Here is a 15,110-nt window from a genome sequence, read left to right on the forward strand (position 1 = left end):
GGGCGTGCCCGTCCCCGGTCACCGCCGCCCCGAGAGGAACTCCCCCGTGGATCGCAGGTCCCTGCTCACCGTCGCCACAGGAGCGGTCGGCGCCGTCGCCGCCTCCCCGATACCGGCGGGCGCGGCGCCCCTCACGCACTCCGGCCCCCAGCCCGGCGCGCACCCCGGTCCCGGACGGCCGGTCACCACGTTCAACGTCATCAGCGACATCCAGGGCGATCTCCGCGACCTCGGCGTCGCCCTGGAGGACATGCACCGGACCAACCCGGCGAGCTCGGGCCTCGCCGTCGCCGGCGACATCACGCCGCGCGGGTACGACGCGGAGTACGCCGCGGTCACCGCCGAGCTCGCGCGCCACACCCGGACGAAGACGACCGCCTGGGCCATCGGCAACCACGAGTTCTACGTCCCCAAGTGGCGCGATCCGTCCACTCTCGCGCAGGAATCCTGGCCCAACGGCACCACCGAGGACTCGCTGTTCCGCAGCTTCTTCCACTTCGCCGGCCGCAACACGGTCTACGCGGAGCACTCGTTCGGCGGCATCCCGGTGCTGAGCCTCGGCACCGAGAAGTACATGCACTTCCACGACCCGAAGCTCTGGGACGAGGTGTGGCTCAGCGAGGCCCAGTTCACGTGGCTGGAGGACCGCCTCGCGTACTGGGCCCGACGGCGCAGGCCCGTCATGGTCGTCACGCACCACCCGCTGCCCAACACCGTCTCCGGCAGCCACAACCGGCTGTACGCGCGCGACTACCTCCAGGCGGACCGGCTCCTCGCGGTCCTCGGCCGCCACCGTGACGTCTTCCTCTTCTGCGGGCACACCCACTGGGACCTCGCACTGTCGGACTGGTACGTCCGCAGGGTCGTCCCGGGCACCGCCAACCTGGACGGCTTCTCGGTGATCAACACGGGTGCCGTGCAGACGGGTTACACCGACGACGGGCAGGGCGGCGAGGTCTCCGTCCCCGGCACCTTCAACCAGGGGCTCCAGGTCGAGGTCTTCCACGACCGCGTCGTCGTCAAGGCCCGCGACTTCGCCGCGGGCAGCTGGCTGAAGCAGATCACGGTGCCCCTCTCGACACGGATCTGACCGCAGAGCCCGCGGCCCGCCCGTACCCCGGCCCGGCCTTCGCGCGCGGGAGCCGGCGCCGACCGCTCGACGGCACCGACTCCCGCGTCACCCGTGCACGCCCGTCAGGCCCCGTCCTCGCCGGCCGGCCAGGCCCCGTCCTCGCCGGCCGGGCCGTGGAGCGTGATCGCCTGGACGGGGCAGGCGCGGGCCGCCTCGCGGACCAGTGCTCCGGTACCGTCCTCGCGGCCCGCGACGACCGTCCCGAATCCGTCGTCGTCCTGGGTGAAGACGTCGGGGGAGGTCAGGGCGCACTGCCCCGCGCCGATGCAGACGTCCCCGTCGATCGACACACGCATCCGCACCGCTTCCTTCGCCATGTCCGGCACCGTTCCCTTCACCACGTGACGGGGAGTTCGAGCATCCCCTGGATCGTGTCGCCCGGCTTGAACGGGATCTCGTCGGCGGGCACGGCCAGCCGCAGCCCCGGCAGCCGGCGCAGGAGCGTGCCGAGCGCGATCTCCAGCTCGGCTCGGGCGAGGTTCTGCCCGAGGCACTGGTGGATGCCGAACCCGAACGCCACGTGGTGGCGGGCGGACCGGGTCCAGTCGAGACGGTCCGGATCGCTGTAGGCCGACGCGTCCCGGTTGATGACCGAGGTCGAGAAGACCACGCCCTCGCCCGCGCCGATCACCGTCCCCGCGACATCGATGTCCTCGCTCGCGACCCGGAGCAGCCCGTCGGCGATCGACAGGAACCGCAGCAACTCCTCGACGGCGGTGGGCACGAGCCCGGGGTCCGCCCGCAGCTCGGCCAGCCGCTCCGGGTGCCGCAGCAGCGTGTACGTCCCCAGGGAGATCATGTTCGCCGTGGTCTCGTGCCCCGCGACCAGCAGGATCGTCGCGAGCTGGACCAACTGCTGCCGGTCGGGACCGCCCTCGCCGGAACCGCGCGCCACCAGGTCGTCGAGGACGCCGTCGCCGGGCTTCAGGCGCTTGCGGTCGATCAGATCGCCCAGGTAGCCCTCCAGCCGGGCCAGGGCGTCCTCGGTGTCCGCGCCCGTCGGACCGCGCAGCAGACGCCGTGACTGCTCCTCGAAGAACTCGTGGTCCGCGTACGGCACGCCGAGCAGGTCGCAGATGACGATCGACGGCACCGGCAGTGCGAAGGCGCTCACCAGCTCGGCCGGCGGCCCCTGTGCCTCCACCGCGTCCAGGAGCCGGTCCACGGTCTCCTGGATGCGGGGTCGCAGGGTCTCGGCGCGCTTGAGGGTGAAGCTCGGGATCAGCATGCGGCGCTGGGTGTTGTGCTCGGGGTCGTCCCAGCCGAGCAGCGCCGCGCGCCGGCGCCTGCGGAGGGCCGAGGCCCGTTCGGTGGGCAGCGGGAAGTCGGGACGGGTGGAGTCGGTGGACAGGCGCTGGTCCGCGAGGAGCGTGCGGGCGGTCGCGTGTCCGGTGACGAGCCACACCGCCCGCCCGTCCCACAGGGTGACCCGCGTCAGCGGGTGCTCCTCCTCGGTACGGGGGTAGGCGGTGGGCGGGTGGTAGGGGCAGGTCCGGTCCTGGGGGAACGCCACGGCTTTCGTCACGGGGGCCTCGCAAGGGGCGGTTCGCTGGCAGGGACTGTGGTGCCGTCTCCACTACATGCCTCAGGCACCTATCTGGTCTACGCACACTTCGGCCATTCCACCGGAACGGGCGAGTCCATCCGGCGGGGGGCGGAGGCGGCGCGCTCACGCACGGTTCACGAGGGCGGCGTCAGGGGCCCGCCCCTCGCCCGGCGGGCGTTCGGCGATAGCCTGCGCCCCATGATGCGTGTCTGGTTCCTGCCGCTCCTGCTCGCCGTCGCCGGTTCACTCGTCGGGGCGGGGCTGATCGCCGGGGGAAGCCCCGGCGAAGGCGTCGTACTCCTCGTCCTGTTCCTGCTGATCGCGAGCCTGAACTCGCCGCTGGTCTTCCCCGGGTCGATCGGCGCCGAGGAGGCGCGGCGACGCAGCGAGGCCGACGGGCGGCCGATCGTCTACTGGCGGCCGGGGTGCCAGTTCTGCATACGGCTCCGGATCCGCCTGGGCCGCCGGGCCGGCCGGGCGCACTGGGTGAACATCTGGCGCGACCCGGACGGAGCGGCGGCCGTGCGGGCCGTGAACGACGGCAACGAGACCGTGCCGACGGTCTTCGTGGCGGGCCGGCCCCACACCAACCCCGATCCCGCGTGGGTACGGGAACGGCTCTCGCCCCCCGCGTGACGCGCCGGCGGGTCCCGGGACCCGCCGCTCAGCCCGAGCCGCGCTCCGTCCACGGGCGGAGCTTCTCCGGGTTGCGCACCGCCCAGATGCGGGCCACACGGCCCCCGGCGAGCTCGAACGCCGCCACGGTCACGGTGACACCGCCGCTCTGGGCCACGAGTCCGGGCACCCCGTTGACCGTCCGTTCCAGGAGGGTCAGGCCGGGAGCCTTGTCGGCGATGTGCACGAGGTACTGCGCGATGAGCCTGCTGCCCTCGACCGGACGGAGCACGGCGCCGACCAGGCCGCCGCCGTCGGCCGCCATCGTGGCGTCGGGGTCGAGCAGATCGACCAGGGCCCTGATGTTCCTGGCCTCCCACGCCTCCTTGAACTCCCGTACCAGGGCGGCCTGCCGGGCGGCCGGCACGGCCGGGACGCGCCCGGCGCGGACACGCCGTCGGGCCGAGGAGGCCAGCTGCCGACAGGCGGCGGGGGAGCGGCCGACGACGTCGGCTATCTCGCCGAAGGGGTACCGGAAGACGTCGTGCAGGATGAACGCGAGCCGTTCGGCCGGCGTCATCGACTCCAGCACGACGAGGAACGCCATGTTCACCGACTCGTCCAGGGTGATCCGGTCGGCGGGATCGGCTGGCGCGGACCCGTCGCCGTCCGTCCGCACGCTCGACCACTCCGCGCGGTCGGGCAGGGGCTCGGGGATCCACGTCCCGACGTAACGCTCGCGCCGGACCCGCGCGGAGCCCAGCATGTCCAGGCAGACGCGCCCGGCCACCCTCGTCAGCCAGGCCCCCGGCGACTCCACGGCCCCGCGCCGCTCCGGGGACATCGCGTACCAGCGGGCGTACGTCTCCTGCACGGCGTCCTCGGCCTCGGCGAGCGAACCGAGCAGCCGGTAGCCGAGGTTGACCAACTGCCGCCGTTCTCCGACGACCACGCTCAGGTCCGCCTCGGACCGGTCGTGCCCCGGCACGGTGGGGGTGCTCATGATCGCGACTGCTCCCTGGTTCGTCTCGTCCGAATCCGCTCGCGCCCTGCGCCCGCGCGACGGAGGCCGGAAACGAATCCCGCGTCCCGCCTCACATTCCACGGGCCCGCGTCGTCGGACGGACGAGACACTACCGAGCCACCGCCGCGAGGCAGAAGAAAGGGATCATGTCATGGCGACCACCGCACGGACCACGGCAGTTCAGGGCAGCGGCATCCGTACCTTCCTCCAGGTCTCGATAGCCCTGCAGACCCTCTCCCTCTTCTTCCAGGCCTCCACCGCCGGGCTGTTGCTCTCCTCCTCGCACGGCGAGGTGCTGCACGGCGTCGGAGCCCGCGTCATGTACGGCGCGACCATGCTGTACGTGATCGCCGCGGTCCTCGCCTGGAAGCCGGGGGGCGGCTCGCCCCGGCCCATCCTCTACTCGACCGGCTTCCTCGTCCTCGCCTCGGCGCAGGTGGTGCTGGGGATCGCCCACGAGCCCACCCTCCATGTCCCGCTGGGCGTCCTGATGTTCGGCCTGAGCGTGCTGGACCTGGGCCGGATCCTCGGCTCCCGGCGGCAGGGGCTCCCGGCCGCACGGCAGCGGTAGCACCGGGTGGGGGCCTCCCGGGTGCGGGCCCGCGCACGGAGCCGATCTACTGTGGTCCGCATGTCTGTTCCCGTCCATGCCCTCGCCCACCGGCCGTTGACCCCCGGGGCCGTAGCCGAACTCGTGACGCTGCCGGCCGTCCCGCCCGTCCCGGACGACTCGGACGCCGTCGACGCGGAGGTCCGGCTCCGGGGCTGGGTCTGGGAGGACTCGCTCGTCTGCGAGTCCTACCGGACCGCGCACGGCCATGTGCTCTGCACCGACGTCTTCAGCCCCTTCGGCAGCCCGGAGGCCCGGACGTTCCTGGTCTTCGGAGAGGTGTACCCCGTCGATCCGCACGACGAGGACATGGCCAACGCCTCCTGGCTGTACGGCCTGGTGGACCGCTGGCGGGAACTGCCCGGCTGGAGCGGCTCCCGGCCGAGCAGCGCCGACGCGTGCGAGACCGTCCTCACGGAGGCGGCCCGGGTGGTGACCGGGCAGCTCGGGGCGGAGCCCGAGAGGACGACGCGCTCCGCCGAGAGCCTGGTCACCGGGCCCGCCCTGACGCACCGCGTCTGGCGCACCGCCACCCACGCGCTGGTGCTGGGTCCGGCGCCGGACAACGGCCCGTACGGCTACCTCACCCATCTCCAGCTGTCCTGCACGCCCCTCGACTGCGCGCCGGACCTGCCGCCCGCCGGGGACGAGGAAGGCCTGGCCGAGTGGATCGCGGCGCACATCGAGTGGTGAGCCGGTGACCCCGCGTCAGCGCGGCTCCGGGGCCGGCCAGGCGCTCGGGTAGGGCACACGCAGCGAGCCGCCCGCCACGGGGGTGTGGACGGCCGCCGCGTGCAGCCGCCCGTCGCGCAGGACGATCCCGCCGCCGGAGAGCATGGACGTGACCAGCTCGCCGGCGAGGGCCTCGGGCGTGCGGCGCAGCAGGCGCGCGGCGTCGGTCAGCCACGCGCGCGCGTGGAGGTACGGCTCGACCTCGTCGGCCGGGATGCCGTCGCGGATCATGAGCGCGAACGCGAGGATCCGGCGGGCGCCGTACCAGACGGCCCCGTCGGGGTCGTCGACGAGCCGTCGGCCCCGGCGCAGCGCCGCGTCGAAGGCGGCCCCGGTGTCGGCCGGGACGGGGCCGTGGGAGGGCAGGATCACGCGCGGGTCGAGGTCGGCCATCCGCTGGAGGGAGGCGAGCGCGGTGGCCGCCGCGCCGGGCCCGTCGAGGGCGAGGTCGACCCAGCCGACGTCGTAGTCCGACAGCGCGTCGCCGACCACGAGCAGCCGTTCCTCCGGCTGCCAGAGAGCCAGGTGGCCGGGGGTGTGGCCGGGCGTGCGGACGACCTCCCAGTCGGTGTCGCCGAGCCGGAGGACCTGTCCGTCGTCGAGGGCCATGTCCACGGTGTACGGGGCGACCGGCTGGTCCAGGTACTCCGCCGAGCAGCAGCCGGGGTCCCTGCGCGAGATCGCCTCGGCCTCGGGCGCCCCGGCGGCGATGGCGGCGCCTCCGGCCTGGAGGAGGGCGTTGCCGCCGACGTGGTCGGAGTGCCAGTGCGTGTTCACGACCAGGTCGACCGTGCCGGCCCGGGAGCGGGCCCAGTCGGCGGTCTCCCGGGCGTGGCCGACGAACCCCGAATCCACCAGGGCCGGTCGTCTCCCGTGCAGCAGCAGCGTGTTGGCGTCGGGGAACGGCCGCTGCCACCAGGAGGCCCAGGACGGCAGCGAAGGGGGCGCGGACGGCCGCCGTACCGCGGCCCGGGCCGCTCGCCGGGGGCCCGCCGTCCCGCCCGGGCGTGCCTGCTCCTGCCGCGTGGGGTCCTGCACGTGCTCTCCTTCGGCTGCGACGGACATCACGGTCACAGGGGTGTGCCCGGCCCGGCCCGCCTCACCGCCGGGCGGTCCGTCGGCCGGAACCCGCGGACGACGGTCATCATGGCACCGGACGCGCGGCGCACGGCCCCGTGCCGCCGGGGGCCGTGCGCCGAGGGCCGCGTACCGGTGCTCAGGACCCGGCCGTCGCGGTGCGGGCGATGCGGTCGAGGGTGGTGCGCATCCCGGCCCGGTTCAGTGCGATCCGCCGGGCCGGGTTCGTCCCGGCGAACACGGTGCCCAGCAGGTCGGCCGCACGGGCCCGGACCCCGTCGGTCCGCAGGTCCTGCCAGAACTCGGTGATCCGCGTCCCGCCGCCCTCCGGCTCGAACCGGTAGCCCCAGCGGGCGATCGGCAGACCGAACGCGCTGATGTCGAAGACGAACTCGCTGTTCGGACGCAGCCCGCTGATCCGCCCGAGGGTGGGCCAGAGGAACGGTCCGCGCCGGTTGAACCCGACGAACCGGGTCCCCGTGCGCGCCGGCGGCCGGGGCACCCACACGTACCGGCACTCCGGGCTCCACCGGCCCATGTTCCGGAGGTCCGAGACCAGCCGGTAGACGAGCTCCGGCGGTGCGTCGACGACCGTGCTCTCCTCGAGGCTCCACTGTCGGTCCATGGTCCGCTCCCCTCGTACCCGGTGGGCCCGCCCCACCTTGCTACTCGTCGGTACGTTAGCGGGCGCGGGTGACGTCCGTCCCCGGATCGCTCCGCCGGGGCGGCCCGGAGGTCCGCGTCAGTTCTCGACGTCCTGCGGGTACCAGCGCAGTTCGACCGTGTTGCCGTCGGGGTCCTTCACGTAGACCGACTCGGCCGAGCCGCGCGCGCCCCAGCGCGGGACCGGGCCCTCCAGGACGTCGAACCTGCCGGAGTCGATGACCTCCTGCCAGTCCAGCGGGTCCACGACGAGACAGATGTGGTCGACGTTGGACTCGCCCCGGGGGCGGGAGAAGAGGTCGATGACGGTGTTCTCGTCGATGCGCACGGACGGGAACGACACCTTGCCCGCCCGCCACTCCTCGACCCGCTCGGGGGCGAGGCCCAGGGCGCCGGTGTAGAACTCCAGCGACGTGTCGACGTCGGTGACGTTGAGGACGAGGTGGTCGAAGGCTTTGACTCGCATGATGGGCTCAGTACCTCTCTGGGACGGATCCGGTCTTGATGATCATGGTGACTGCGGAGGCCACGATCAAGGGGCCCGGAGGTCCACGATCCGGACCGGTCGCCTCCGGGGCGGCGGTCCGGACCCCGGTCTCAGACGTGCAGCTCGGCGGGGAAGCCGGTCCAGCGCAGGTCGGCGGGGAGGTGCCCGGTGTCGTTGAGGAACAGGACGGCCGGGGCCCGGTCGGGCGTGTAGCGGATGACGGTCAGTCCGGCGTTGGCGTGGTTGATGCCCATCCAGCGCGCCCTGGGGGCCTCCAGGGCCTCGCGGACGAGCCAGGCGAGGAGGAAGTTGTGCGTGACGACGAGCTCGTGGACCGGCCGGTCGCCGTCGACGGGCCCGGTGAACCGCGCCAGGGCCTCGGCGGCGAGCCCGGGCCCCTGCTCGCGCTCCTCCGCCGGGAACCGGGCGAGGAACGCGAGCATCGCGTCGGCCGACCTCGCGGGCAGCTCCTCGCGCCGCGGCACGTAGGGGACGTAGTCGCCGGCCCGCGGCGACATCCGCAGCGGAACCCCGTCGAGCTGGTCGCCGATCAGCCGGGCCGTCTCCGCCGCGCGGGCCAGCGGGCCGTGGTGGACCGCCGTCAGCGGGGCGCTCCGCAGCCGCTCGCCGAGCAGGACGGCCTGGCGGCGGCCGCGGTCCGTCAACGCGCTCTCGTCCTCGGTCGCCTCACCGTGGCGGGTCAGGTACAGGTAGCGGGCGGCTGTCTCCGTCATGCGCGACTCCTCGGGCACTCTTCATGATCGTGCGAACGTGTGGACGGACGCGGTCCCGAGGTGCACGGTTCCGCGGCCGGAGGGAGAGATCGCCCGTGACGCCGCGCCGCGTCAGAGACGGAGCAGGACCAGAGCCGTGTCGTCGGTCGTCCCGGCGGGCGGGGTGAGCTCGGCCAGCAGGGTGTCGGCGAGGGCCTCGGGAGGGGCGGTCCGGTGCCGGGCGAGCGCCTCGGCGAGCCGGTTCAGGCCCGCGTCGATGTCCTCGCCCCGGCGCTCGACGAGACCGTCGGTGTACAGGGCGAGCACCGAACCGTCGGTGAAGACGGTCTCGGCCAGCGGCCGGGGCGCGGCGTCGGGACGGGCGCCGAGCGGGGGGTCGGTGGCCCGGTCGAGGAACTCCACGGTGCCGTCGGGGCGGCAGAGGACGGGAGGAGGATGTCCGGCACTGCTGTACGTCAGCACGCGGCTTCGCCAGTCGATGACGACGGACACGGCGGTCGTGGACTCGGCTCCGTCGACGTCACGGGAGTACAGGTCGAGGACCTCCAGGGCCTGGGCGGGGCCGTCGGCGACGCGGCAGGCGGCGGACAGGGCGCTGCGGAGCAGCCCCATGACACCGGCGGCGCGCAACCCGTGGCCGACGACGTCGCCGACGGAGACGGCGGTGCGGCCGGGCAGCTCGACGAGGTCGTACCAGTCGCCGCAGACGTTCAGGGCCTCGGCGGCGGGCCGGTAGCGCACGGCCGCGTGATGATGGCCGAGGGGACGCGGCGGGGGCAGCATCGCCTTCTGGAGGTGGAGCGCCACCTCGCGCTCCTGGGCGTGGGCCAGCCGGAGCCGCTCGTTGACCTCCTGGAGCTCCCTGGCGCGGGTGAAGAGCTCGGACTCCAGGGCCTTCGCCTGGTCCCCGCCCCGGGCGGCACGGGCCTTGATCAGCTCGGTGACCTCCTCCACCCGGTGCAGCACCAGGGCGACGGAGCCGTCGGGGGCGAGGACGGGCACGTTGACCGGGCTCCAGTACCGCTCCTGCCAGTGCCCCGGCCGGTCGGGGGACTCCACGTCGTACCGCTGGAGCGCCATGCTGTCGCGCTCCCGGGTGGCCACGACCCGCTCCAGGGAGGCGCGCAGATTGCGCGTGCCGGTCGCGGACGGATCCCCCGGATTGTCGGGGAAGACGTCGAAGAGGAAGCGGCCGACGATCTGCTCGCGGGTCCGGCCGGCCGTCAGGACGTACGCCTCGTTGACGTCCGTGTAGACCAGCCCCGGGGTGAGCAGCGCGACGGCACCCGGCAGGGCCTGGAAAACCGCTTCGTAGTCGATCCCGGGTCCGTTCACCCTTCACCTGCCCGTACGCCGGCGGCTCCGGCCGTGAGACTGCCCCCACGATAGGCCCGCCGGGCGCCGACGGCCTCCGGACGCGATCCGCGCGGTCGCCCCGCCCGGGGCACCGGCGCCGGGCCCGGAGTCCGGCGGGCACGCGTGTCGCGGGCGCATCGAGAAGCGCATACGCTCCCGCAACCTTCCCGTGGCCGTCACGGGGCCCATGAACCTCCCCACCCCCTCGCGCCCCGTGCCGACGGGGGTCTCCGCGTCACGGTGCGGCTCCCGGCACACGGTAGGGGTCACGCGGTCGGTGTCCGCACCGGCCGCCGCAGCAGGTACACCGCCGCCGAGGTGACCAGGACCAGCATGCAGCCCGTGAACACCAGGCCCGCCTGCTCCAGGCCGAGCGGTCCCGCCAGGAGTCCGACCCCGATGACCGGGATCGAGATCCCGGTGTACGCGACGACGAACAGCGTCGAGATGACCGCAGCGCGCTGCTCGACCGGTGCGGCCGCGGCGACGGCGGCCATCGCCGCGCGGAAGGAGAGTCCCTGTCCGACGCCGCCGACGACGGCGGCGAGGACGACGAGCGCGAGGACTTCCACGGACAGCGCGCCCGCCAGGAAGGCCAGGCCGGCGAAGAGCACCGCGCAGCCGAGCGGCAGGGACCGGGACACGCCGAAGCGGCCGACGGCGAGCTGTCCGGCGGTGGAGGCGAAGAAGGCGAGCGCGACGATCAGTCCGCTCACGGCGTGGTTGTCGACGTGGAGGAAGCGCGCCAGGAAGGCGGGGCTGACCGAGGTGAAGACCCCGAACAGGGCGAATCCCGCGAAGGAGGCGATGGCCGCCGGGACGAACACCGGGCGGACCCGCGCGGGCAGCGCCGGCCGCTGGGGCCGCACGGCGGTCAGGGGCCGCGGGTCCCGCACGGTCTCCGGCAGCCGCAGGAGGACGACGGCGGACACGGCCACCAGGGCGAGGTGCACGGCGAACGGGAGCAGGAGCGGTGCGGGGGCGTACTCCGCGAGCAGTCCGGCGAGCAGGGGCCCGCAGCCGAGGCCGCCCATGTTGGCCGCGGTCGCCACGAGCGTCGCCCGGGACTGGCCGCCCGGCGGCGCGAGGTCCATCACGTACGCGGTGGCGGCCCCGGTGAACAGGCCGGCCGACAGGCCCGAGAGGAGCCGGCCCGCGTACAGCCAGCCGAGCGCGTCGGCGGACAGGAAGCACACCGCGCTCGCCGCCGCGAAGCCGAGCCCCCACAGCAGGGTGGGCCGCCTGCCGACGGTGTCCGAGGCGTTCCCCGCCAGGAGCAGGACGCCGATGACCCCGAAGGCGTACACGGCGTACACGACGGTCACCGTCAGCTCGGAGAACCCGAACTTCTCCTGGTACAGGGGGTAGAGCGGGGTCGGCAGCGTGGTGCCGGTCATCCCCACGACGAACACGGCCCCGGCGAGCAGACACCGGAGCCACCCTTGACGATCACCGACCATGCAGCCGACCGTAAACCGCGCCGTCCGCGCCCGCCCGGCGACGCGACGCCCGCGAGCGGGTCGTCGACCGTGGTGGCCCGGGGCGGAGGGGCCGGCGGCGTCGGCCCGGGGCAGACTGGGCGCATGGACGGATGGACCCGCTCGGGCAGCGGCCCCGGGCCCGCGCTGTACGGACGCCTGCGCGTCGAGACCGGCGACCTCGGGCCCGCGCGGTGGCTCACCGAACGCCACCCCGGGCACGGTGACTTCGGCACCGTCGCCGGTGTCGCCGCGCCCGGATTCCCGGCGTACGCGCGCGTGCTGCATCCCGCGGAGCTCGACGAGCGCCCGGTCCGCTGGGACACCGTGGCCGCGGCCCGGGGCGGGCGGGTCGAGGCGCTGACGGACTGGTACGAGGTGATCGGCGCGGACCGGTACTACCAGAACGCGGCGGAGTACGGCCTGCCGGGAGTGTGGGACGAGCACCCCGCCGAAGGACCCACCCCCGAAGGCGTCGCCCGCGCCCTGATCCCCGTACTCGCGCGGCACACGGCCACGCCGGAGAACTGCTGGTACGGGCTGTGGCACGGGTACGGACGGTGGAACTGGGAGGGGATCCCCACCTTCCCCACCCCGGGCCGGGACGAGGTCCTGCTGTCCGGAGGCCTGGCCGACGCCGTGTCACCCGTGCTCATGGAGGACTTCGTCGAACTCCCCGACCTGTGGTGGCCCCGCGACCGGACCTGGTGCGTGGGCGGTGACGTCGACCTGGTGAGCACGTACGTCTGCGGATCCGAGGAGCTGATCGCCGACCTGCTCGCCGAGCCGGGCCTGGAGGTCCACCGGGTCTCCGCGTCCGACCGCGTCGGCTGAGGCGGACACCCCTCCCCCGTGCGGGGGAGCGGGGCTCAGCCGACGTCGTCGGCGCGCAGGGTGAGGTCGAGGAGGCCGGGGAAGCGGGCGTCGAACTCCTCGCGGCGGAGCCGGTTGAGCCGCTTCGGCCCCTGGTCGCGCTGCTCGACGAGGCCCGCGCCGCGCAGCACGGTGAAGTGGTGGCTCTTGGCGGCCCTGCCGACGGGCACGTCGAAGTTGCTGCAGCTGAGCGTCCAGTCGGGCTGGGCGGCGAGCTCGCGGACCAGCTGGATGCGCACGGGGTCGGCGAGCGCGGAGAGCGCGGTGAGGAGGGCGACGTCGTCGGGGTGCGTGTGCACGGGCGCCGCGCGGTGTCCCGCGCCCCCGGTCTGCTCAGCCATGCCGTCGGCTCCTTCGTCGTGGCCCGTGCGCTTGCCCGATGTTCGATGACCATCGTACAGTGCGAGTGTTCGCTTCTCGTTGAACACTCTCTCGGCCCCGTCCGAGCACGCCTCGAAGGATGGTTCGTCCATGCGCGCGATCGAGTTCCCCGAGTACGGCGGTCCCGAGGTCCTGCGACTCGTCGAGGTCCCGGTGCCCCGGCCCGGCCCCGGGGAGGTGGCCGTCGACGTCTCCTGGGCCGGAGTGAACTTCGCCGACGTCAAGGCGCGCGCCGAGGGCTACCGGGTCGACGCGCTGCCCTACCGCCCGGGCCTCGAGGTCTCCGGCCACGTCCGGGCCCTCGGCGACGGAGTCGAAGGCCTCGACGTGGGGCAGGAGGTCGCCGCACTCGTCGGCGGTGGCGCGTACGCCGACGTCGTCGTCGCCCGGGCCGAGAGCGTCTTCCCGCTCCCCGAGGGGCTCGACCTGAGGACCGCGGCGACCCTCCCCACGGTCCTGCCGACCGCCCACGCCCTCGTCCACGAGGTCGGCCGGCTCCGCGCCGGAGAGAGCGTGCTGGTGCACGGAGCGGCGGGAGGCATCGGCACCGCCGTGGGCCAGCTGGCCCGGGCGGCGGGCGCCGGGGCGGTGTACGGCGTCGCCTCCACCGACGCGAAGGCCGCGTACGCCCTGAAGCACGGCTACGACGAAGTCTTCCGCCCCGAGACCTTCGACGAGGACGTCCGGCGGGTCACCGGCGGCCGCGGAGTCGACCTCGTGCTCGACCCGGTGGGCGGCGACACGCTGCGCCGCGGTCTGGGCGTCCTGGCCGTCTTCGGGCGCCTGGTCTCCTTCGGCAACGCCGGCGGCGGCGCCCCGTGGCAGGTCGGCCAGCCCGAGCTCTACGGCCAGGGCCACGCGGTCGCGGGCTTCTCCGTGCTGGGTCTCGCCCAGACGGCGCCCGCCGCCGCGCGCGCCCTCACCGAGCGCGCGCTGCGCGCGGTCTCCGAGGGGGCGGTGTCCCTTCCCGTCACCGCGGAGTTCTCCCTCGCCGAAGCGTCCGAGGCCCACCGGCTCCTGGGCGGGCGCACCTCCACGGGCAAGCTCCTGCTGCGCGTGAGGGACTGACACGCCGACGGCGTGACTACCGCCGGCCGGCACGCGGCGCGACGGCCTCCAGGTCGGCGACGCTGCCCGACATGATCGTCCGCACGTGCGCGGTGATGTGCTCCAGGGGCCAGTCCCACCAGGCCACCGCGAGCAGCCGGGTGACGTCCTCGTCGTCGTAGCGGGTCCGGATCAGGCGCGCCGGGTTCCCGCCGACGATGCCGTAGTCGGGGACGTCGGCGGTGACCACGGAACCGGAGCCGACGATCGCGCCGTGCCCGATCCGCACACCGGGCAGCACCGTCGCGCCGTGACCGAACCACACGTCGTTCCCGACGACGGTGTCCCCCCGGTTCGGCAGGCCGGTGAGCAGGTCGAAGTGCTCCGACCATGAGCCGCCCATGGTGGGGAAGGGGAAGGTCGAGGGCCCGTCCATACGGTGGTTGGCGCCGTTCATGAGGAACCGCACTCCGGTGCCGAGCGCGCAGAACCTGCCGATGACCAGCTTCTCCGGCCCGTAGTGGTAGAGCACGTTCCGTGTCTCGAACGCGGTCGCGTGCTCCGGGTCGTCGTAGTACGAGAACTCCCCGACCTCGATCAGCGGCGAGGTCACGAGAGGGCGGAGCAGCACCACCCGGGGCTGCTCGGGCATCGGGTGGAGGACGGTGGGGTCGGCGGGCACGGGCATGGGGATTCCTCGCTGACGGGGGCGCGACCGGTCCATGATCGCGGGATCACGGCGTCGGCGAAACCGGATTCCCCGGCGCCCCGCCCGCCGCGTCCCCCTCACAGCTGGTGCGTCCACGCGATGACCAGCACGACGCCCGCGGCGCACAGGACCGGCAGGGCGCACACCGCACCCGCTCCCACCTTGCGGCCCCACGTCCAGCCCGCGAGCCGGAAGTGCAGACGGTCCAGGAGCCACAGGACACCCAGTCCGGCCACCGCGAGCGCCAGGCCGACGAGGAAGTGCGCGGCCCACGCCCCGGCCATGCTCGGGCCGCCCCAGGAGTGGTCGTACGGGCCGTGGTCGACCACGGGGTAGAGCACGCCGCGCAGGACGAAGAGGATCTCGACGCCCACGGGGACGAGGGCGAGCAGGCCGAGCGGTACGGACATCAGCGCGTGAGCCGCGAGTCTCCCCGCGCCGGGCCGCCGCGCCGACGACGGGGCGGCGGGATCCTGCCCGTCGACCCGGGCCCACCAGGCCCGTGCCCGGTCCGAGCGCCCGGCCGCCACCAGGCCCAGGGTGATCAGCGAGGCGGGCAGCAGCGAGGCGGCGTGACCGATCCGGCTGACGAACCGCCGGGATGCGACGGGCGAAGCGCCGCGTGCGGTGGAGGATGACATGACCG

General features: G+C 74.1%; 18 protein-coding genes. 6 read left to right on the plus strand and 12 right to left on the minus strand.

Annotated features, from left to right (window positions below; genetic code table 11):
- Positions 1–46: 46 nt before the first annotated feature.
- On the plus strand, positions 47–1,090 hold the full coding sequence (locus ACFV2S_RS09585) for a metallophosphoesterase family protein (protein WP_385555821.1): 1,044 nt from the start codon (positions 47–49) through the stop codon (positions 1,088–1,090).
- Positions 1,091–1,194: 104 nt separating this feature from the next.
- Here ACFV2S_RS09585 and ACFV2S_RS09590 read toward each other — a convergent pair whose 3' ends face one another.
- Positions 1,195–1,428: a ferredoxin gene (locus ACFV2S_RS09590; RefSeq protein WP_385556243.1), complete on the minus strand. Its 234-nt coding sequence runs from the start codon at positions 1,426–1,428 to the stop codon at positions 1,195–1,197.
- Positions 1,429–1,466: 38 nt separating this feature from the next.
- The gene (locus tag ACFV2S_RS09595) at positions 1,467–2,657 is read right to left on the minus strand and encodes a cytochrome P450 (protein WP_385555823.1); all 1,191 of its coding nucleotides are present in this window, start codon (positions 2,655–2,657) and stop codon (positions 1,467–1,469) included.
- A 219-nt stretch (positions 2,658–2,876) separates the two neighbouring features.
- On the opposite strand from ACFV2S_RS09595, the gene ACFV2S_RS09600 reads away from it, so the two are divergent.
- On the plus strand, positions 2,877–3,314 hold the full coding sequence (locus ACFV2S_RS09600) for a glutaredoxin domain-containing protein (protein ID WP_385555825.1): 438 nt from the start codon (positions 2,877–2,879) through the stop codon (positions 3,312–3,314).
- Between the two features lie 28 nt (positions 3,315–3,342).
- Here the strand turns inward: ACFV2S_RS09600 and sigJ are convergent, their stop codons facing one another.
- Positions 3,343–4,296 carry an RNA polymerase sigma factor SigJ gene (gene sigJ, locus ACFV2S_RS09605; protein ID WP_385555827.1) on the minus strand — a complete coding sequence of 318 codons (954 nt, stop codon included), beginning with the start codon at positions 4,294–4,296 and terminating at the stop codon, positions 3,343–3,345.
- A gap of 172 nt (positions 4,297–4,468) precedes the next feature.
- On the opposite strand from sigJ, the gene ACFV2S_RS09610 reads away from it, so the two are divergent.
- Together ACFV2S_RS09610 and ACFV2S_RS09615 are read left to right on the plus strand one after the other, a co-directional pair.
- Positions 4,469–4,888 (plus strand): hypothetical protein, encoded by a 420-nt coding sequence (locus tag ACFV2S_RS09610; protein ID WP_385555829.1) that lies wholly within the window; start codon positions 4,469–4,471, stop codon positions 4,886–4,888.
- A gap of 60 nt (positions 4,889–4,948) precedes the next feature.
- Positions 4,949–5,620, plus strand: coding sequence for a hypothetical protein (locus tag ACFV2S_RS09615; RefSeq protein WP_385555831.1), 672 nt, complete (start codon positions 4,949–4,951; stop codon positions 5,618–5,620).
- 15 nt (positions 5,621–5,635) lie between these two features.
- On the opposite strand, the gene ACFV2S_RS09620 is transcribed toward ACFV2S_RS09615, so the two are convergent.
- The 6 genes from ACFV2S_RS09620 to ACFV2S_RS09645 form a co-directional block, all read right to left on the minus strand.
- On the minus strand, positions 5,636–6,697 hold the full coding sequence (locus ACFV2S_RS09620; protein ID WP_385555833.1) for an MBL fold metallo-hydrolase: 1,062 nt from the start codon (positions 6,695–6,697) through the stop codon (positions 5,636–5,638).
- Positions 6,698–6,875: 178 nt separating this feature from the next.
- Positions 6,876–7,361: an SRPBCC family protein gene (locus tag ACFV2S_RS09625; RefSeq protein WP_385555835.1), complete on the minus strand. Its 486-nt coding sequence runs from the start codon at positions 7,359–7,361 to the stop codon at positions 6,876–6,878.
- Between the two features lie 117 nt (positions 7,362–7,478).
- Positions 7,479–7,865 carry a VOC family protein gene (locus tag ACFV2S_RS09630; protein WP_385555837.1) on the minus strand — a complete coding sequence of 129 codons (387 nt, stop codon included), beginning with the start codon at positions 7,863–7,865 and terminating at the stop codon, positions 7,479–7,481.
- A 131-nt stretch (positions 7,866–7,996) separates the two neighbouring features.
- Positions 7,997–8,620, minus strand: a complete 624-nt coding sequence (locus ACFV2S_RS09635) for a histidine phosphatase family protein (RefSeq protein WP_385555839.1) — start codon at positions 8,618–8,620, stop codon at positions 7,997–7,999.
- Positions 8,621–8,731: 111 nt separating this feature from the next.
- Entirely contained in the window at positions 8,732–9,955 is a 1,224-nt protein-coding gene (locus ACFV2S_RS09640) for a PP2C family protein-serine/threonine phosphatase (RefSeq protein WP_385555841.1), read from the minus strand.
- Positions 9,956–10,242: 287 nt separating this feature from the next.
- The gene (locus ACFV2S_RS09645; RefSeq protein WP_385555843.1) at positions 10,243–11,436 is read right to left on the minus strand and encodes an MFS transporter; all 1,194 of its coding nucleotides are present in this window, start codon (positions 11,434–11,436) and stop codon (positions 10,243–10,245) included.
- Positions 11,437–11,559: 123 nt separating this feature from the next.
- Between ACFV2S_RS09645 and ACFV2S_RS09650 the strand changes: the two genes are divergently transcribed.
- Complete coding sequence (locus ACFV2S_RS09650) at positions 11,560–12,288, plus strand: hypothetical protein (RefSeq protein ID WP_385555845.1); 729 nt, start codon at positions 11,560–11,562, stop codon at positions 12,286–12,288.
- 35 nt (positions 12,289–12,323) lie between these two features.
- On the opposite strand, the gene ACFV2S_RS09655 is transcribed toward ACFV2S_RS09650, so the two are convergent.
- Positions 12,324–12,668, minus strand: a complete 345-nt coding sequence (locus ACFV2S_RS09655; protein WP_385555847.1) for an ArsR/SmtB family transcription factor — start codon at positions 12,666–12,668, stop codon at positions 12,324–12,326.
- A gap of 130 nt (positions 12,669–12,798) precedes the next feature.
- On the opposite strand from ACFV2S_RS09655, the gene ACFV2S_RS09660 reads away from it, so the two are divergent.
- Positions 12,799–13,776, plus strand: a complete 978-nt coding sequence (locus tag ACFV2S_RS09660; protein ID WP_385555849.1) for a zinc-binding alcohol dehydrogenase family protein — start codon at positions 12,799–12,801, stop codon at positions 13,774–13,776.
- Between the two features lie 16 nt (positions 13,777–13,792).
- Here the strand turns inward: ACFV2S_RS09660 and ACFV2S_RS09665 are convergent, their stop codons facing one another.
- Complete coding sequence (locus tag ACFV2S_RS09665; RefSeq protein ID WP_385555851.1) at positions 13,793–14,443, minus strand: CatB-related O-acetyltransferase; 651 nt, start codon at positions 14,441–14,443, stop codon at positions 13,793–13,795.
- A 98-nt stretch (positions 14,444–14,541) separates the two neighbouring features.
- A complete protein-coding gene (locus ACFV2S_RS09670; RefSeq protein WP_385555853.1) occupies positions 14,542–15,105 on the minus strand; it encodes a hypothetical protein in 564 nt (187 codons plus the stop codon).
- Between the last annotated feature and the right edge of the window lie 5 nt (positions 15,106–15,110).

Origin of the sequence: Streptomyces sp. NPDC059695 (assembly GCF_042733785.1) — a bacterium.
In the GTDB taxonomy this organism is placed as follows: Bacteria; Actinomycetota; Actinomycetes; order Streptomycetales; family Streptomycetaceae; genus Streptomyces.